At 69.0% G+C, this 18,586-nt stretch carries 17 protein-coding genes; 8 read left to right on the top strand and 9 right to left on the bottom strand.

All coding sequences use genetic code 11. From position 1 onward, the window contains the following. The first annotated feature begins 7 nt into the window (after positions 1-7). Positions 8-1,654, top strand: a complete 1,647-nt coding sequence (locus tag BN977_RS02510; RefSeq protein ID WP_036396194.1) for a (2,3-dihydroxybenzoyl)adenylate synthase — start codon at positions 8-10, stop codon at positions 1,652-1,654. 31 nt (positions 1,655-1,685) lie between these two features. Here the strand turns inward: BN977_RS02510 and BN977_RS02515 are convergent, their stop codons facing one another. From BN977_RS02515 to hemW, 4 genes are all read right to left on the bottom strand, one after another. Next, positions 1,686-3,020 carry a salicylate synthase gene (locus BN977_RS02515; RefSeq protein WP_407661185.1) on the bottom strand — a complete coding sequence of 445 codons (1,335 nt, stop codon included), beginning with the start codon at positions 3,018-3,020 and terminating at the stop codon, positions 1,686-1,688. 91 nt (positions 3,021-3,111) lie between these two features. After that, complete coding sequence (locus BN977_RS02520; RefSeq protein WP_036396197.1) at positions 3,112-4,848, bottom strand: ABC transporter ATP-binding protein; 1,737 nt, start codon at positions 4,846-4,848, stop codon at positions 3,112-3,114. Then, entirely contained in the window at positions 4,845-6,659 is a 1,815-nt protein-coding gene (locus tag BN977_RS02525; RefSeq protein ID WP_036396198.1) for an ABC transporter ATP-binding protein, read from the bottom strand. The genes BN977_RS02520 and BN977_RS02525 overlap by 4 nt, the downstream gene beginning before the upstream one ends. A 114-nt stretch (positions 6,660-6,773) precedes the next feature. Then, complete coding sequence (gene hemW / locus BN977_RS02530) at positions 6,774-7,907, bottom strand: radical SAM family heme chaperone HemW (protein WP_036396199.1); 1,134 nt, start codon at positions 7,905-7,907, stop codon at positions 6,774-6,776. Positions 7,908-7,990: 83 nt separating this feature from the next. On the opposite strand from hemW, the gene BN977_RS33610 reads away from it, so the two are divergent. From BN977_RS33610 to BN977_RS02555, 6 genes are all read left to right on the top strand, one after another. Then, positions 7,991-8,095 carry an Ms4527A family Cys-rich leader peptide gene (locus BN977_RS33610; RefSeq protein WP_407661164.1) on the top strand — a complete coding sequence of 35 codons (105 nt, stop codon included), beginning with the start codon at positions 7,991-7,993 and terminating at the stop codon, positions 8,093-8,095. A 126-nt stretch (positions 8,096-8,221) separates the two neighbouring features. Further along, complete coding sequence (locus BN977_RS02535; protein ID WP_036396202.1) at positions 8,222-9,916, top strand: nitrite/sulfite reductase; 1,695 nt, start codon at positions 8,222-8,224, stop codon at positions 9,914-9,916. Between the two features lie 34 nt (positions 9,917-9,950). Beyond that, positions 9,951-10,661: a phosphoadenylyl-sulfate reductase gene (locus tag BN977_RS02540; protein WP_024453392.1), complete on the top strand. Its 711-nt coding sequence runs from the start codon at positions 9,951-9,953 to the stop codon at positions 10,659-10,661. A gap of 13 nt (positions 10,662-10,674) precedes the next feature. Next, on the top strand, positions 10,675-11,385 hold the full coding sequence (locus BN977_RS02545; RefSeq protein ID WP_036396204.1) for a sirohydrochlorin chelatase: 711 nt from the start codon (positions 10,675-10,677) through the stop codon (positions 11,383-11,385). Between the two features lie 51 nt (positions 11,386-11,436). Next, positions 11,437-12,078, top strand: coding sequence for a TetR/AcrR family transcriptional regulator (locus BN977_RS02550; RefSeq protein ID WP_036396206.1), 642 nt, complete (start codon positions 11,437-11,439; stop codon positions 12,076-12,078). Between the two features lie 6 nt (positions 12,079-12,084). Continuing rightward, entirely contained in the window at positions 12,085-12,993 is a 909-nt protein-coding gene (locus tag BN977_RS02555) for a sterol desaturase family protein (RefSeq protein ID WP_051560977.1), read from the top strand. Here BN977_RS02555 and BN977_RS02560 read toward each other — a convergent pair whose 3' ends face one another. The 5 genes from BN977_RS02560 to BN977_RS02580 all read right to left on the bottom strand — a co-directional run bounded on the left by BN977_RS02560 (position 12,994) and on the right by BN977_RS02580 (position 17,304). Further along, a complete protein-coding gene (locus BN977_RS02560; protein WP_036396208.1) occupies positions 12,994-14,028 on the bottom strand; it encodes a sulfate/molybdate ABC transporter ATP-binding protein in 1,035 nt (344 codons plus the stop codon). Positions 14,029-14,047: 19 nt separating this feature from the next. Beyond that, entirely contained in the window at positions 14,048-14,860 is an 813-nt protein-coding gene (cysW, locus tag BN977_RS02565; protein ID WP_024453397.1) for a sulfate ABC transporter permease subunit CysW, read from the bottom strand. Continuing rightward, positions 14,857-15,720 (bottom strand): sulfate ABC transporter permease subunit CysT, encoded by an 864-nt coding sequence (gene cysT, locus BN977_RS02570; protein WP_036396209.1) that lies wholly within the window; start codon positions 15,718-15,720, stop codon positions 14,857-14,859. Before cysT ends, cysW begins: the two co-directional genes overlap by 4 nt. After that, positions 15,717-16,751 carry a sulfate ABC transporter substrate-binding protein gene (locus tag BN977_RS02575; RefSeq protein WP_024453399.1) on the bottom strand — a complete coding sequence of 345 codons (1,035 nt, stop codon included), beginning with the start codon at positions 16,749-16,751 and terminating at the stop codon, positions 15,717-15,719. Before BN977_RS02575 ends, cysT begins: the two co-directional genes overlap by 4 nt. 358 nt (positions 16,752-17,109) lie before the next feature. After that, entirely contained in the window at positions 17,110-17,304 is a 195-nt protein-coding gene (locus tag BN977_RS02580; RefSeq protein ID WP_024453400.1) for a hypothetical protein, read from the bottom strand. Between the two features lie 23 nt (positions 17,305-17,327). Between BN977_RS02580 and BN977_RS02585 the strand changes: the two genes are divergently transcribed. Then, entirely contained in the window at positions 17,328-18,557 is a 1,230-nt protein-coding gene (locus tag BN977_RS02585; protein WP_407661165.1) for an FAD-dependent oxidoreductase, read from the top strand. Positions 18,558-18,586: the final 29 nt, after the last annotated feature.

An 18,586-nucleotide genomic window follows, 5' to 3' on the forward strand; every position in this document is an offset into this window, starting at 1 on the left:
CAGCCTCGTGACCCTGACCACGCCGCAACCGGCGGAATCCGCAGCACAGACCACCCTGGCGGCCGGGTTCCGGCCGTTCCCGGCCGACCGCGCGGCGCACTACCGGGCCGCCGGCCACTGGACCGGCCGGACCATCGACGAGATCCTGCGCACGGCGGCAGCTACCTGGCCGGGCAATATCGCCGTGGCCGACGCCGCGTCCGCGCACACCTTCGCCGAACTGGATGAGCTGGCCGACCGCGCGGCGGCCGGCTTCGCGGCGCTGGGCATCGCGCCGGGTGACCGCGTCCTGCTCCAGCTACCGAATTCGGCGCGCTTCGCCGTCGCGCTGTTCGGGTTGCTGCGCGCCGGCGCGGTGCCGGTGATGTGCCTGCCCGGGCACCGGCTGGCCGAACTGACCCATTTCGCGGCGGTCAGCGACGCGGTCGCCCTGGTCATCGCCGACAGCGCAGCGGGATTCGACTACCGGGCGATGGCCGAGGAGCTCGTCGCGGCCCGTCCGGCGGTGCGCCACGTCATCGTCGACGGCGAGCCGGGTCCGTTCCTGCCGTGGTCCGCGCTGGAAAGTGATGCCGAGCCACCCGTCGTCGCGCCGGCCACCGACACTCCGGCGCTGCTGCTGGTGTCCGGCGGCACCACCGGCGCACCGAAGCTCATCCCCCGCACCCACGACGACTACGTCTACAACTTCACCGCCAGTGCCCGACTGTGCGCGCTGACATCCGACGACGTGTACCTGGTGGTGCTGCCCGCCGCGCACAATTTCCCGCTGGCCTGCCCCGGCCTGCTCGGCGCCCTGAGTGTCGGCGCCACCACGGTGTTCACCACCGACCCGTCACCGGAGGCCGCCTTCGCCGTGATCGACCGGCACGGGGTGACCGTCACCGCGCTGGTGCCCGCGCTGGCCAAACTGTGGTCGGCGGCCTGCGACTGGGAGCCGTTGGCCCCCAAGGGGCTACGGCTGCTTCAGGTTGGCGGCGCGAAACTGGGCGCCGACGACGCGGCCACCGTGCGCGCCGCGCTGACGCCCGGGTTGCAGCAGGTGTTCGGGATGGCCGAGGGCCTGCTGAACTACACCCGGCTCGGTGACTCCCCCGAGCTACTGGACCACACCCAGGGCCGCCCGCTGTCGGAGCTCGACGAGTTGCGCGTGGTCGACGAGGCCGGCCAGGAGGTGGCTCCCGGCGTCGAGGGTGAACTGCTGGTGCGCGGGCCCTACACCATCAACGGCTATTTCAATGCCCCGCAGGACAACGCCCGCTCCTTCAGCCCCGACGGTTTCTACCGCAGCGGGGACCGGGTCCGACGGTTCGCCGATGGCTATCTGGAGGTGACCGGCCGGGTCAAAGATGTCATCACCCGTGGCGGGGAGACGGTGTCGGCGCTGGACCTGGAGGAACACCTGATCACACACCCGGGCATCTGGTCGGCCGCCGCCGTACCGCTGCCCGACGAGTTCCTCGGCGAGAAGATCTGCGCGGTGGTGGTTTTCAGCGGGGCCCCGGTCAGCCTGGCCGACCTGAACGCCTACCTGGACAGCCGCGGGGTGGCCGCACACTCGCGGCCCGACACCCTGGTCGCGATGCCGTCCCTGCCGACCACCGCGGTCGGCAAGACCGACAAGAAGGCCATTCTGAGGCAGCTGACCCGCTGAAGCTGATCAGCCGCACAGCGGCTGAAGCGGGTCAGCTGCGCGGCACCAGATGCGGTGCCAGCGTGGTGAGTTTCTCGCAGGTTTCCTCGAACTCGCGGTCCGGGTTGGACGCCGCGATGATGCCGGCACCGGCCCGCAACCAGGTCGCGCCGTCCTGCTCGTAGACCGCGCGCAGGGTCAGCGCCGCATCCATCTCGCCGCCGGCGGTGAACATCACCACCGCGCCGGAGTACAGCCCGCGCGGGGTCTGGTCCAGCCGCAGGATGGCATCGACGCTCTCGGCCTTGGGGATCCCCGAGGCCGTGACGGCCGGGAACAACGCCGCCAGCGCATCCATCCGGTCGAGCGACGAGCTCAGCTGGCCGCCGACGGTGGACCCCAGATGCTGCACGCTGCCCCGCTCGCGGATGGTCATGAAGTCGTAGACCATGGCGGTGCCGGGTTCGGCGACCTCGGAGATCTCCTGCATGGAGGTGCGCACGCTGATGGCGTGCTCGACGATCTCCTTGGAGTCGGATTCCAGCTCGTCGCGGGCGGCGCGGTCCTGGTCGGCGCCACGCCCGAGTGCTCGGGTGCCGGCCAGCGGTTCGGTGAGCACGGTGCCGTCCTCGTGCACGGCGGCGACGAGTTCGGGGCTGTAACCCAGCGCGCGAATTCCGCCGAATCGCAACAGGAAAGAACGCACCGGCGTGTTGTTGCGGCGGCCCACCCGATACGTCGCCGGGAAGTCCAGGGCGAACGGGACGTCGAAGCGCCGGGACAGGATCACCTTCTGGTACCGGCCGGTGCGGATCTCGTCGATCGCGGTGGCGACCCTGGTTCGGTACGCCGCGGTGTCGGCGCTGACGTCGAGTGGCCGCGGGGCCGGTGTCGGCGCCACGCCCTTGGCGATCAACCGGTCGATGGCCGCCGGGTAGGTCGCGTCGCCGTCGACGACGGTGGCCTGGGTCTCGGTGACGATCACCTGGCTGCCGGGCAGGAACAGCCGGGCCAGCGGTGTCCCCGGCGGCAGCTGCTCCTGCAGGCCGAATCGATAGGCACCGAATTCGAAAGCCACCCAACCGAACACCCGCTGGCCCTCCAGCAGCAGCCGGTCGACCGCCTCACCGAGCACCACCTCGGGACGCCCGGTCCAGGACTGCCGGGTCACCACGCCGTCGGTGATCAACCGCAGTTCGTCGGAGTCCAGTTCGATGGCCACCCGGACATCGCTTGCCAGGATCCACTGGCCGCGGTGTTCGTAGACGAGGTACTCGTGGCCGTCACCCTCGGCCATCCTGGCCAGTTCGGCCACCACATCGGCGGGGGTGATACCCGGCGGCAGCGCCAGCGGAAGTACCACAACGTTTTCCGCTCTGGTCTCCACGGTCACCTTTGCCTCACCTTGAGAGTCGACGTAAGCACCAGGTAAATTTAGCCTAACCTAGCTTATTGTTGGCGTCCTACGTCGATGTGAGTTAGCCGACCTTCTCGGCCATCGACCACCCGGACGCCGAGATCCGCTGCGCCCAGAAGTCCGCGTACTGCCCGCCGCGGGCCATCAGCTCGGTGTGCGTTCCGCAATCGGCGACGGTCCCCTCGCCGGAGAGCACCACGATCTGGTCCGCGGCGGTGACGGTGGACAGCTTGTGCGCGATGACGACGACGGTGCTGCGCTGCGCCAAGGTGCGGATCGCCTCGGCGACATGGCGCTCGTTCTCCGGATCGAGCGCGCTGGTGGCCTCGTCGAAGAGCACGATCGGGGCGTCCTTGAGGAGGGCGCGGGCAATCGAAACCCGTTGCCGCTCACCACCGGACAGCGCAGATCCACCCTCACCCACCCTGGTCTGCCAGCCGTCGGGCAGCCGGTCCAGCACGGTGGTCAGCCCGGCGGTCTGCGCCGCGGCGATGATCTCGGCGTCCGTCGCGCCCGGCCGGCCGATCCGCACGTTCTCCCACAGCGTGTCGTCGAACAGGTAGACGTCCTGGAACACCAGCGACAGCTGCGCCATGAGGTCGGCGGTGCGCTGATCCCGGACGTCGACGCCGCCGACGCGCACCACCCCGGCGTCGGTGTCGTAGAACCGGGCGATCAGCCGGGTCAGCGTCGTCTTGCCGGAGCCCGACGGGCCCACCAGAGCCGTCATGGTGCCCGGTTCGGCCACGAAACTGATGTCGGTGGCCACCACCCGGCCCGGATAGCTGAACGCGACGCGTTCCAACTCGACCCGGCCCGGCGTCGAAACCGGCTGGGCTGCATCGGGTTCGGCAAGGGCGGGGGTGCCCAGGATCGCGGTGATGCGATCCAGCTCGGTGCGGGCCATCCGCATGGCCGAGCCGTATTCGGCCAGCGCGGCCAGCGGTGAGGCGAACCGGGCCGCCAGCCCCAGGATCGCCACCGCGGTGATCGGGTTCAACGATCCACCGAGAGCCAGCCAGGCACCGACGGCGATCAGCACCGAGAAAACCGCCTGCACCGCGACGCCGTTGATCATCAGGCCGGCCACCGAACGCCACAGGGCCCGCCGCCCCACGGTGTGCTGGGCGTCCAGCGCCGCGCGCAGCGGCGCGAAATCCGCCCCGGTCCGGCCGAACGCCCGCAACACGGGCTGACACCGCGCAAATTCCACGACGCGGGTGTTCACCTCGACCTCGGCGGCGTGGTTGAGCACTTCGGCCTCGGCGATCAACCGCGACGCCAGCCGGCCGCAGCCCACCAACACCAGGCCACCGACGAGGGCGACGACGGCGATGCGCCAGTCGAACAGGGCCAGGCCGGCGACCACGGTGGCGGCGCTGACGATGTTGAGCACGATCGGGGTGATCAGGTGCGCGCCGCTGGTGCCGACGAAAGTGGTGCCCTTGACCGCGATCTGGGAGACCGAGCCGACGGTGTCGCGGGTGAACCAGCCCAGCGGCAGGGTGACCATGTGGTCACCGAGCCTGCGGTGCAGCAGCCGCATGGTGGCCAGCGCCATCCGCATCGCCCGCGAGGACTGGATGTACTGGGCGATCGCCGCGGCGAGCACCACCACGGCGAGCACGCCCAGCCAGCGCGCCGCGTCACCGTACCGGCCGTCGAACAGGGCCTGCGAGATGGGCACCAGCAGCACCATCGCGATGCCGTGCAACAGGCCGTAAGCGCTGACCCAGGCCAGGTAGCCGAACATCAGCCCGCGCTGCGGACCGAGGATGCGCAGAAAGCCCCGGATCATCGTGCGGCCTCCTTCAGATCGCTGCCCGCGCTGTACACCTGCCACATATCGGCGTATCGGCCGTCGCGGGCGAGCAACTCGTCGTGGCGGCCCTGTTCCACGACATGGCCGTCGGCGAGCACCACGATGTTGTCCGCACCGACGATCGACCCCAGCCGGTGGGCGATCACCAGCACCGTGCGGCCGGCGATCAGCCGCGACAGCGCGGCCTGGATCTGCGCCTCGGAGTCCGGGTCCGCCGACGCGGTGGCCTCGTCCAGGACGAGTACCGGGGTGTCGGCCAGCAGGGCGCGGGCGATGCTGACCCGCTGGGCCTCGCCGCCGGAGAAGTGCGCGTCCTCCCCCACCACGGAGTCGTATCCCCGTGGTAGTTCCAGGATCCGGTCGTGGATGTGCGCGGCTTCGGCGGCCTGGTAGACCTCCTCGGCGGTGGCGTCCGGGCGGCCCAACCGGATGTTCTCGGCCACGCTGATGCCGAGCAGTTGCACGTCCTGCAGCACGAAACCGACGTGCCGGTACAGCACCTCCGGGTCGACGTCGCGCACGTCGACCCCGCCGACCCGGACCACACCCGTCGTCGCGTCGTGGAAACGCGGCACCAGCGTGGCCAGGGTCGACTTGCCGCTGCCGGACGGGCCGACCAGTGCGGTGATGGTTCCCGGCGCCAGGTGCAGGTCCACCCCGTGCAGCACGGTGTTGACACCGTCGTAGCTGAAGCCGACGCCCTCGAAGTCGACCGAATTGCCTTGCGGCACTTGTGGATCAGAGCTGACTTTGAGCTTGGGCTGGTCGAGCAGGCGCACCAGCCGGCCCGCCGCGGCCTGCGCTTGCTTGCGCACACCGGCCGAATATCCGACGGCGAGCACGGCGGCGGGAATGGTCATCGCCACCAGCGTGGAACCCAGCACGTCGATCGGCGCCACCCAGCCGCTGCGCACGAACCAGTAGCCGCCAGCCAGGTTGACCAGCAGCACCGTCGGCGCCTCGATGAAGATGGACGAGGCCGCCTTGACCCGCACCATCGGGCCCATCCAGGCGGCGAAGCCGTCGTTGAACTCCTCGGCGGCCTCGGCGAACCGCTTGTGCGCGCGGCCGGTCTCGCCGAATGTCTTGACCACCGCCACCCCGGCGATGAACTCGACGATGGTGGCGCTGATCCGCGCGATGCCGGCGTTCATCCGTTCCATCTGCACCCGGACGTCGCGGCCCAGCCACATGTAGACCCCGAGGTAGACCGGGGCGGTGCCGATGGCCAGCAGGCCCAGCCGCCAGTCCAGCGCGAAACAGTAGGCCAGCCCGAAGACGGGAGTGGCCAGCGCGCCGGTGTTCTCCACCGCCGAGTGGGCGACCAGGAAGTGCAGTTCGCCAACGTCCTGCTGCACGGCCTTGCGCACCTCGCCCGAGGATGTGCCGCTGAACCAGCCGAGCGGCAGCCGGCCCAGGGTGTCGACGATGCGCCGGCGCAGGGAGCGCTGCAGGTCACCGTCGGCCAGGTGGGTCAGCGTCAGCGCGGTGCCGTTGGCCCAGGTCCGGATCAGCAGGGCGGCGATGACGACGGCGACGATGGTCCAGATCCGGGCCGGGTCGGCCGCGCCGGCGGTCAACAGGATGCGCCCGATCTCCACGATCCCGATGAACGGCACGATGGTGGCGGCAGAGGCGACCAGGGTGAGCAGCTGCGCGACCCGGGACCGCCCGGCCACCGGGGCAAGCAACGCCTTCAGCGCCGCCGCGTCGGCGCGGGCGGCCTGGCGCGCGGCCAGCTGGTTGTATCTCGCGGTCGCCCGGGGTGGCGCCTGAACTGTGGTCATCCACGCTCCATAGGTAAGGGTTGCCTAACACCCTAGCGTGCTCTCCCCGTTCACTTGGCGCTCACGGCGCCGCCCACTCGCACTTTCCCGCCATGGACGCCATCTCGACGCTGATCAGGCCAGCAGCGTGCGCACCACGGCATCGGCCAGCAGCCGGCCGGGATCGGTGAGCACCAGCCGATCGGCGGCCCGGGTCACCAGCCCGTCGCCGATGGCCACCTCGGCGCGGCTGCGTTCGTCGGCGGACAGCACCGCCACCGGCAGGCCGCTGCGCAACCGCAACCGCAACATCACGTCCTCGGTGTGCCGGGCGATGTCGTCCAGCGTCTCCGAATCGGCGATCGGCAACCTGCCCTCGGCCAGTGCTTGGGCATAAGCGTTGGGGTGCTTGATATTCCACCAGCGCGTCGAACCGACGAAACCGTGCGCGCCAGGGCCGGCGCCCCACCACTCGCCGCCGTCCCAATAGCCCAGATTGTGCCGGCACTCCCCGCCCGGGCGGCTCCAATTGGACACCTCGTACCACTGCAGCCCGGCCGCCGACAGCTGCGCGTCGAGCAGTTCGTAGCGCTCGGCGAGCACGTCGTTGTCCGGCGCGGGCACCTCGCCGCGGCGCACCCGGCGGGCCAAGGCCGTGCCGTCCTCGACCACCAGCGCGTACGCCGAGACGTGGTCGACGCCGGCCGACACCGCGACCTCCACCGAGCGGCGCAGGTCGTCGTCGGTCTCCCCCGGCGTGCCATAGATCAGGTCCAGGTTGACGTGCTCGAACCCTTCGGCCCGGGCCTCCAGCGCGGCCGCGGGTGCCCGACCGGCCGAATGCACCCGGTCCAGCACCGCCAGCACGTGCGGCGCCGCCGACTGCATGCCCAGCGAGATGCGGGTGTAACCGGCCGCGCGCAGCCGCGCGAACAGGGCGGGCGAGCTGGATTCCGGGTTGGCCTCGGTGGTCACCTCGGCGTCCGGCGCCAGGGTGAAATGGTCGCGGACCGCGTCGAGCACCGCGGCCAGCCCGTCGCCGCCCAGCATGGTGGGGGTGCCACCGCCAACGAAGACGGTGTCGACAGGGCGCGGACCGACCTGCGCGGCGGCCAGCGCCAGCTCGAGCCGGACCGCCGCCAGCCAGCCCGCAGGGTTCGCGCCCCCGAGTTCGGCGGGCGTGTAGGTGTTGAAATCGCAATATCCGCAGCGGGTCGCGCAGAACGGCACGTGGATGTAGATCCCGAATGGTCCCGGCGGCACGCTCATGGGTCCAGTCTCCCAGAACCGATTTTGCTCACCGTGATCGCAAATCTGGCCCGGTTAGGGCTGATGGCGCCGGTCGTGGCACAATGTCGGACGTGACCTCCGCCCGTAACAGCACCACTGGTATTGCACTGGTGGCACGGCGGCATGTCGACTTCAAGCGCGTCTGTAGCTGTTGCTGTCTTCCTTGACGACTGCGTTGACCTAGGACCCAGCCCACCCCGAAATCTCAGCTGGCCGACGGATCTGCGCCGCCGGACAGCCACCGGTGGCCTGCGCGATCCCTCCGCCTGCTCCTCCACTAAGGAGCCAGTTCAATGACGACCGCACCGGGTACATCTGCAGGATCGCCGCCAAAACCGGCCAAGCGACCACGCGGCGAAGGCCAGTGGGCCCTCGGCTACCGCGAGCCGCTCAACGCCAATGAGCAGTCCAAGAAGGACGACAATCCGCTCAACGTGCGGGCCCGGATCGAGAACATCTATGCCCCCGGCGGGTTCGAGAGCATCGACAAGAGCGACCTGCGCGGCCGATTCCGCTGGTGGGGTCTCTACACCCAGCGCAAGCCCGGCTACGACGGCACCTGGACCGGTGACGAGAACACCGACATGCTCGAGGACGAGTACTTCATGATGCGGGTGCGCTGCGACGGCGGCGCGCTCAGCGTGGCCGCGCTGCGCACCCTCGGCGGCATCTCGACAGAGTTCGCGAGGGATACCGCCGACATCTCCGACCGGGAGAACATCCAGTACCACTGGATCCAGGTCGAGAACGTGCCCGAGATCTGGCGGCGGCTGGACGCCGTCGGCCTGCAGACCACCGAAGCCTGCGGCGACTGCCCGCGCGTGGTGCTCGGGTCGCCGCTGGCCGGCGAGTCGCTCGACGAGGTCATCGACGGCACCCCCGCGATCGACGAGATCGTCAAGCGCTACATCGGCAAGCCCGAGTACTCGAACCTGCCGCGCAAGTTCAAGACCGCCATCTCCGGCCTGCAGGACGTCGTCCACGAGGTCAACGACGTCGCGTTCGTCGGCGTCAACCACCCCGAGCACGGGCCCGGCTTCGACCTGTGGGTCGGCGGCGGCCTGTCCACCAACCCGATGCTGGCCCAGCGGGTCGGCGCCTGGGTGCCGCTGGACGAGGTGCCCGACGTGTGGGAGGGCGTGGTCAGCGTCTTCCGCGACTACGGCTACCGCCGGCTGCGGTCCAAGGCCCGGCTGAAGTTCCTGATCAAGGACTGGGGCGTGCAGAAGTTCCGCGAGGTGCTGGAGACCGAGTACCTCAAGCGCCCGCTGATCGACGGCCCGGCGCCGGAGCCGCTGACCCGGCCCATCGACCACGTCGGTGTGCAGCGGCTGAAGAACGGGCTCAACGCCGTCGGTGTCGCGCCGATCGCCGGCCGGGTGTCGGGCACCATCCTCACCAAGGTGGCCGACCTCGCCGAGGCGGCGGGATCCAACCGGGTCAGCTTCACCCCGTACCAGAAGCTGATCATCCTGGACGTCCCCGATGAGAAGCTGGACGAGCTGCGCGCCGGGCTCGACGCCCTCGGCCTGCCGTCCACCCCGTCGCACTGGCGGCGCAACCTGATGGCCTGCACCGGCATCGAGTTCTGCAAGCTGAGCTTCGCCGAGACGCGCAGCCGTTCGCAGGTGCTGGTGCCCGAGCTGGAGCAGCGGCTGGAGGACATCAACGCTCAACTCGATGTGCCCATCACGGTGAACATCAACGGCTGCCCGAACTCGTGCGCCCGGATCCAGGTCGCCGATATCGGCTTCAAGGGTCAGATGGTGGACGACGGCAACGGGCCCGAAGAGGGTTTCCAGGTGCACTTGGGCGGCAGCCTGGGTCTGGACAGTGGCTTCGGCCGCAAGCTGCGTCAGCACAAGGTGCTCTCCAGCGAGCTGGGCGAGTACATCGAACGTGTCACCCGCAACTTCGTGAAACAACGCGAGCCCGGGGAGCGTTTCGCCCAATGGGCGGTACGCGCCGACGAAGCTGACCTTCGATGAGCGCTCGCGCGAAGAGCAAAGGCAGGGGCAGATGATGAGCGACCAAGCACTGATGACGGAAGAAAACCTGCGAGGCATCGCCGAGCGGGGCGCCCGAGAACTCGAGGGCGCCGGCGCGATGGACCTGCTGCGCTGGACCGATCGCAACTTCCGCGGCAACTACATCGTGGCGTCCAACATGCAGGACGCGGTGCTGGTCGCACTGGCCGCCAAGGTCCGCCCCGGCGTCGATGTGATGTTCCTCGACACCGGCTACCACTTCGTGGAGACCATCGGCACCCGCGATGCCGTGGAGGCGGTCTACGACGTGAAGGTGCACAACGTCACCCCCGAACGCACGGTGGCCGAGCAGGACGCGCTGCTGGGCAAGGACCTGTTCGCCCGCGACGCCGCGGAATGCTGCCGGCTGCGCAAGGTCGAGCCGCTGAGCAAGGCGCTCAAGGGCTATTCGGCGTGGGTCACCGGGATCCGCCGGGTGGAGGCGCCGACGCGCGCCAACGCGCCGCTGATCAGCTTCGACGAAGCCTTCGGTCTGGTGAAGATCAACCCGCTCGCGGCGTGGACCGACGAGGAGATGCAGAACTACATCGACGACCAGGGAATCTTGGTCAATCCCCTTGTCTACGAAGGTTATCCGTCCATCGGCTGCGCTCCCTGCACCAGCAAGCCGATCGACGGCGCGGATCCGCGCAGCGGCCGCTGGGCCGGGCAGGCCAAGACGGAATGCGGGCTGCACGCCTCGTGAGCAGGCCGCGGACGTGAGCAGCGCGAGCGCCCTCGTCCTGACCGCCCACGGCAGCGCAGATCCGCGCGCCGCCGCCAACACGCACGCCGTCGCGGCCACCATCCGCCGGATGCGCCCGGGGCTTGAGGTCATTCCGGCGTTCTGCGAACAGAACTCGCCGAATCTGGTCGACGTGCTGCGTTCGGTGGGCGACCGCGCGGTGGTGACGCCGCTACTGCTGGCCGATGCCTACCACGCCCGCGTGGACATCCCGGCGATGATCGCCGAGTCCGGGGCACAGGCCCGCCAAACCGAGGTGCTCGGCGAGGACGACCAACTGGTGGCCGTGCTGCGCCGCCGCATCGCCGAGGCCGGCGTGTCCCGGCTCGACCGCGTCGGCGTCATGGTGACGGCGGTGGGATCCTCCCGCGCACAAGCAAATTCGCGCACCGCCACGGTGGCCGAACAACTGGTGGCGCACACCAACTGGACGGCGGCCACCGCCTTCGCCGCCGGACCGCACCCGAACCTGGCGCAGGTCGCCGACGAACTCCGGGATCGCGGCGCCGACCGGCTGGTCATCGCGCCGTGGTTCCTGGCGCACGGCCGCATCACCGACCGGGTAGCGGGCTTCGCCACCGCGCACGGCATCCCGATGGCGCAACCGCTCGGACCGCACCGTCTGGTCGCGGAGACGGTGCTGGACCGCTTCGACGCCGCCTGCAGCATCGAGGTCGCAGCGTAGGCTCCAAACTCAGATAGTGGCCATTATTCAAATAGTGGTTACTATCCAAGTATGGACGATGCCGAGAAGCCGCGCCGGTTGACCCGGGCGGAAAGCAGAGAACGCACCCGCCGGCAGCTGCTGGATGCCGCCGCGGAAGTCTTCGCCCGACGCGGCTACGCCGCGGCCTCGGTCGAGGAGGTCGCCGAGTCGGCGGGTTTCTCGGTCGGTGCGGTGTACTCCAACTTCGCCAACAAGGACGAGTTGTTCGCCGCGCTGATGACCGACCGGGCCGTCAACCACATGGACGAGGTGGCCGACATCTTCGACTCCGCCGACGCCCTGTCGCAGGATCCGCTGCAGGCGCTGGGCCGGATGCTCATCGCCATCGCCGACAAGGACCTGCACGTCGCCGTGCTGAAGACGGAGTTCTGGCTGCACGCCGTGCGCAATCCCGAGCTGATGCGCATCGAGGCCGATGCTTCGGCGCGCACCCTGGCCGCGGTCCGCGGCATCCTGGCCGGCGTGCTGGACCGCAACGATGTCGACCAGACCGCGGTATCCGTCGACGATTTCGCCACCATCACGCTCGCCCTGTTCAGCGGCTTGATCCGGCAGCGCCGCATCGACCCGAAGCGGGTGTCCGACGACATGTTCGGCCAGGCGATGCGGTGGCAGATCGCCGGCATGCCCAAGAACTCCGGACGAAAGTAGCCTCCCGTGGAATGGATCGGCAATATCGGGCTCTACGCGATCCCGGCGTTCCTGCTGCTGCTCGGCATCGAATTCGTCGCCGACCGTCTGGAGCGCAGGCGAGCCGACGCGAAAACGCCGGCGCGCCGACGGGTCGGCTTCGGGCTGCGCGACACCCTGGCCAGCCTGTCGGTGTACGGGCTGGGCCGGATCGCCAAGGTGGGCGAGCATTTCATCTCGGTGCCCATCGTGCTGCTGGCGGCGACGCTGGCTCCGGTCGCCCTGTCGGCATCGGAGTGGTGGGTGTGGGTGCTGGCGATCGTCGGGGCCGACCTGGCCTACTACGCCGAACACCGCATGCACCACCGGGTTCGGATGTTCTGGGCGGCGCACAGCGTGCACCACTCCAGTCAGCACTTCAACATGTCGACCGCGGTGCGGCTCCCGTGGCTGATCCCGGGTCGGTTCCTGTCGTCGGTGGTGTACATCCCGCTGGCCCTGACGGGCGTTCCGGTGTGGCTGATCTTCCTGAGCCAGGCGATCGTCCTGCTGTACCAGTACCCGCTGCACACCGAGCTCATCGGAAAGCTGCCTCGCGCAGTCGAATACGTCTTCAACACCCCGTCGCACCACCGGGTGCACCACGGCGCCAACAACCCGTACCTCGACAAGAACTACGGCGGCATCCTGATCGTCTGGGACCGGTGGTTCAACAGCTACGCCGACGAAACCGAAACGGTGCGTTACGGATTGACCAAGAACATCGACACCCACAACCCCATCAAGGTGAACTTCCACGAGTTCGCCGCCATGGTGCGCGACATCTGGCGGGCCGGCACGTGGCGGGGCCGCATCGGCTACCTCGTGGGCCCGCCGGGGTGGACGGAGAAACGGCCCGTCGACGACGAGCAGCCCGCGCAACCCGTCGTGGCCTGACTACACGCCCGTCAGTGCCGCTTCCTCCTGCGGGTTCCGGGCCAGATTGGGCACCCGGGTGGCCCGCACGTAAACGGTGTCGCCGTGCTTCAACCCCAGCGCTTCGGCGTCGCCGCGGGTGATCTGGGCAGTGAACGGCACATTGTCGGTGGCGCTGGTCAGTTCGACGCGAACCTCGAAGCCCAGCACCACGATCCGGTCGATGACGGCCCGGATCACGCCGGTGGCGGCGACATTGGGATCGGCGCTGGCGATGGCCATCTCCGGATTGCGGCCCACCCGGATGTCGTGCGGGCGCACCAGCGTTCCGTTGACCGAGGACACCGCGCCGAGGAAGGACATCACGAACGGGTTGGCCGGCTCGTCGTACACCTCGGTGGGCGAGCCGACCTGCTCGATGCGGCCCTTGTTGAGCACCGCGATCCGGTCGGCGACATCCAGGGCTTCGGCCTGGTCGTGGGTCACCAGCACCGTGGTGACGTGGACCTCGTCGTGCAGGCGCCGCAGCCATGCGCGCAGATCCTCGCGCACCTTTGCGTCCAGCGCGCCGAACGGCTCGTCGAGCAGCAGCACCTGCGGATCCACCGCGAGCGCACGGGCCAGCGCCATGCGTTGGCGCTGCCCGCCGGAGAGCTGATTGGGGTAACGGGTCTGGAAACCGGCCAGCCCCACCACCTCCAGCAGGTTGTCGACCTTCTCCTTGATCTCGGCCTTCGGCCGCTTACGGATCTTCAGGCCGAACGCCACGTTGTCGCGCACCGTCAGGTGCTTGAACGCGGCGTAGTGCTGGAACACGAAGCCGATACCACGCCGCTGCGGCGGCACCCCGGTGACATCCCGGCCCTTGATGGTGATCTCGCCGGTGTCCGGGGTGTCCAGGCCGGCGATCGCCCGCAACAAGGTGGACTTGCCCGAACCGCTGGGTCCCAACAGCGCGGTCAGCGACCCGTCCGGAACCACGAAGTCGATGTTGTCCAGGGCCACGAAATCGCCGTAGCGCTTGTTGGCGCCCTTCACGGTGATGGCGTTGGTCATTGCACAGTCTCCTTGCGGCCTATTTTGCCGCCCGGACACGCCGGGCGTCGAGAATCACCTGAACGACGAGCACGATGACCGCGACCGTCATCAACAACGTCGAGACCGCGTAGGCGCCGTACTCCTGGCCCCGGCTGTAGCGATCGGACACCAGCAGGGTGAGGGTCTGCGAGGTGCCGGGCAGATTCGACGAGACCATGATCACCGCACCGAACTCGCCGAGGGTGCGGGCGACGGTCAACACGATGCCGTAGGTCAGCCCCCACCGGATCGAGGGCAGCGTGATCCGCCAGAACGTCTGCCACCACTGCGAGCCCAGGGTGGAGGCGGCCTCTTCCTGGTCGGTGCCCAGCTCATGCAGGACGGGTTCGACCTCGCGGATGACGAACGGGACGGTGACGAAGATGCTGGCCAGCACGATGCCCGGCAACCCGAAGATGATCTTGAAGCCCAGGTTGTTCTCCACGAACCCGAGCAGTCCGGCACTGCCCCAGAGCAGGATCAGCGCCACACCGACCACCACCGGGGACACCGCGAACGGCAGGTCGATGACGGCCTGCAGCGCGCTCTTCCCGCGGAACCGGTTGCGCGCCAACACCAGCGCGGTGGGCACCCCGAAGAGCACGTTGAGCGGCACCACGATGGCCACCACCAACAGCGACAACTGCAGCGCCGAGATGGCCGCCGGGGTGGTGATCGAGGCGAAGAAGGTGCCGATGCCCGGCTCGAAGGTGCGCCACAGGATCAGGCCGACCGGCACGATCACCAGGATGGTGACGTAGGCCAGCGCCAAGAATCGGATGAGGTACCGAACCACCGGCGAGAGCGTCATCTCGACAGTTCCTCACGCTTGGCCGCGCGGGAACCGACCGCGCGCAAGATGAACAACACGACGAACGAAACCAGCAGCAGCACAATCGAGATGGCTGCGGCACCGGTGCGGTCGTCGTTCTCGATCAGGGTGCGGATCCACTGGGAGGACACTTCGGTCTCGCCGGGAACGGCACCACCGATCAGCACGACGGAGCCGAACTCGCCGATCGCCCGGGAGAACGCCAGCCCGGCACCGGACAGCAGGGACGGCAGCAGCGCCGGCAGGATGATCTTGGTCAGGATGGTGAAGCTATTGGCGCCCAGCGAGGCCGCCGCCTCTTCGACGTCGCGGTCGAGCTCGAGCAACACGGGCTGCACCGAGCGGACCACGAACGGCAACGTGACGAACAGCAAGGCGACGCCGACACCCCATTTGGTGTGTTGCAGGTGCAGGTCCACCGGGCTGTTGGGGCCGTAGAGCGCCAGCATCACCAGGCTGGCGACGATGGTGGGCAGCGCGAAGGGCAGATCGATCACGGCGTCCACCAGCCGCTTGCCGGGGAACTCGTCGCGGGTCAGCGTCCAGGCCACCAGCAGCCCGAACACCAGGTTCACCAGCGTGACGCCGATCGAGATGGTGACCGTGACCTTGAACGACTCCAGCGCCGCGTTGGAGGCGACGGCCTGCCAGAAGGCGGTCCAGCCGCCCCCGGCGGATTGCCACAGGATCGCCGCGAGCGGCAGCAACACGATCACCGAGAGCCAGATCGATGCGGCGCCCACCCGCAGCGAGGTCGTACCGAGACGATGGCGACGCCCCGCCCCGGGAGCCGAGGCTCCCGGGGCGGGGCTCACCGCGGTCTCCGGAGAGACCGTCATCCGGTGGCCTGCTTGTAGATCTTGGTGATGCTGCCGTTGTCCTTGTCGAACAGCGCCGGGTCGACGTCCTTCCAGCCGCCCAGGTCGGCGATGGTCCACAGCTTCTCCGGCGTCGGAAAGTCCTTGGCGAAGTCAGCGGCCACGGCCGGGTCGACGGGGCGGAAGCCGGCCTCGGCCCACAGCTTCTGGCCCTCCGCGGTGTAGAGGAAGTTCTTCAGCGCGGTGGCCTGCTGCAGGTGCGCGCTGGTGCTCACGACGGCGACCGGGTTCTCGATCTTGAAGGTCTGCGGCGGGTTGACGTGCTCGACATCCTTGCCCTGCCGCTCGACGTTGATGGCCTCGTTCTCGTAGCTGATCAGCACGTCACCGGTGCCCTGCAGGAACACGTCGGTGGCTTCCCGGCCGGAGCCGGGCCGGGTCTTGACGTGCTCGGTGACCAGCTTGTTGACGAAGTCCAGGCCGGCTGCCGAGTCCTTGCCGCCGTTGCTCTTGGCGGCGTACGGGGCCAGCAGGTTCCACTTGGCCGAACCCGAACTCAGCGGGCTGGGCGTGACCACCTCGATGCCCGGCTTGAGCAGGTCGTCCCAGTCCTTGATGCCCTTGGGATTGCCCTTGCGCACCACCAGCGAGACGACCGATCCGAACGGGATTCCCTTGGTGGCGTCGGAGTTCCAGTCCTTGGCCACCTTGTCGGCCTTGACCAGGCGGGTGACGTCGGGTTCGACGGAGAAGTTGACGATATCGGCGGGCTTGCCGTCGACGACACCGCGGGACTGGTCACCGGAGGCACCGTAGGACGTCGTCACCGCGACGCCTTTGCCCTCGGGGGTGGCAGCAAACGCCGGGATGATCTTGCTCCAGCCCGGCTCGGGGACCGCGTAGGCCACCAGCGTCAGCGTGGTGTCGGCCTTGGCGCCGCCGGTGTCGCCGGCCACGTCGCTGGATCCCCCACCACCGCACGCGGCGAGCAGGGTCGCCGACACGGCCAGCGCTGCAGCCGCGCTCCAGCGCGACTTGATCGTCTTGGACATCTAAGGCCTTTCTTCATCTGTGACGGGATGGGGCAGAACTTGGCCCGTCACGACGGAGAAATTGGCCGGGGAACTATGACTGGGATGCAGCCACAACCGACACCAAACCGCGGGACGGGTTGGGGTCAGCGACAACAGTGCACATCGACGACAGCGCAAAGATCGACGACAGCGTGAGCCAGGACATGGCTCTGCGTGCTGCCGGGCGCTGCGTGCATGGCGCGAAGCCTAACAGAATCGCCTCGGTTCGCTATGCGAGTGGGTCCCCGACCGCGTCAGCGGGTGAAGTACCAGGTCACGACGACCAGAGCGACGAGGATGAGCAGGATCAGCGTGACCCGGGACCGCGGCATCTGGTTCACCGCGGATCCCCGTCCTCGTGGCGGGCGCGGCTCAGCAGCTTGATGCCGTTGCCCAGGGCACCGTCGAGCAGGACCGCCATGCCGTACGCCAGCGCGAGCACGACCGGCATCACCACCGCAGTCTGGGCGACGAAACCCAGACCCGAGAGCCACAGCTCGACACCGTCCCACCAGCTCAGGATCCCGCCCATGCGGACCACAGTAATGCCACCATGTGTCCATGCCGACATCGCCGGATCGCACCGGATGCCTGATCGCCGGCGGCGGCCCCGCCGGCATGATGCTGGGCCTGCTGCTGGCTCGGGCCGGGGTGGACGTCACCGTCATGGAGAAGCACGCCGATTTCCTGCGGGATTTTCGTGGTGACACGGTGCATGCCAGCACGCTGCGCGACCTGGACGAGCTGGGTCTGGGTCCGGCGTTCGCGGCCGTCCCGCACCGGTTGATCGACACCATCAGCATGTCGGTGCAGGGCACGCCGGTGAATGTCGACCTGCGGCATCTGCCTGGCCGGCACCAGCACATCGCGCTGGTGCCGCAGTGGGACTTCCTGGAACTGCTGGCGACGGCGGCCGAGGCCGAGCCGTCGTTCACGTTGTTGCGCAGCACCGAGGTGCTCGGGCCGCTGCGCTCCGGCGGCGCGGTAAAGGGAGTGCGTTACCGCGACGCGCGGGGTGAGCATGAGCTGCGTGCCGACCTCACCGTCGCCTGCGACGGCCGCGGGTCGACGCTGCGGGATGGAATGGGGTTGGTACCCAAGGCTTTCGGGGCACCGATGGATGTCTGGTGGTTCCGGCTGCCGCGAGCCGAGGGCGACCCGCACGGCCTGGCCGGGGTGCTGGGGACGGGACACGCGATGATCGTCATCGACCGGGGCGACTACTACCAATGCGCCTACGTCATCCCCAAGGGCAGCGACGCCCGGCTGCGCGCCGAAGGCATCGACGCGCTGCATCGCGGCGTGGTGGAACTGGTGCCCTGGCTCGGCGACCGGATCGGCACCCTCACCGACTTCGCCGACGTGAAACTGCTCGACGTCCAGCTCAACCGGTTGCGCCGCTGGTACGCCGACGGGCTGCTGCTGATCGGCGATGCCGCGCATGCGATGTCACCGGTCGGCGGCGTCGGGATCAACCTGGCGGTGGCCGACGCGGTGGCGGCCGGGCGGATGCTGGCCGATCCGTTGCGGGCCGGCCGGGTGACGACGCGGGAGTTGGCCCGGGTGCAGGCCAGGCGCTGGGTGCCGACGGCCCTGATCCAGGGGGTGCAGCGGGCGATCCACGCCACGGTGATCGCGCGAGCCGTCGGCGGTGCCGACAATCCTGGGACCGCACCGGCCGCTGTCCGGATGGTGGCCCGAATCCCGTTGCTGCGCAGCATCGCCGGCTACGGGGTGGCGATCGGACCGCTGCCCGAACACGTCCCGGCATTCGCCAGGCGCTGAACCGGCAAAACGCCGGGTTTCGGTCCCCG

The sequence above is a fragment of the Mycolicibacterium cosmeticum genome (assembly GCF_000613185.1).
Taxonomy (GTDB): Bacteria; Actinomycetota; Actinomycetes; order Mycobacteriales; family Mycobacteriaceae; genus Mycobacterium; species Mycobacterium cosmeticum.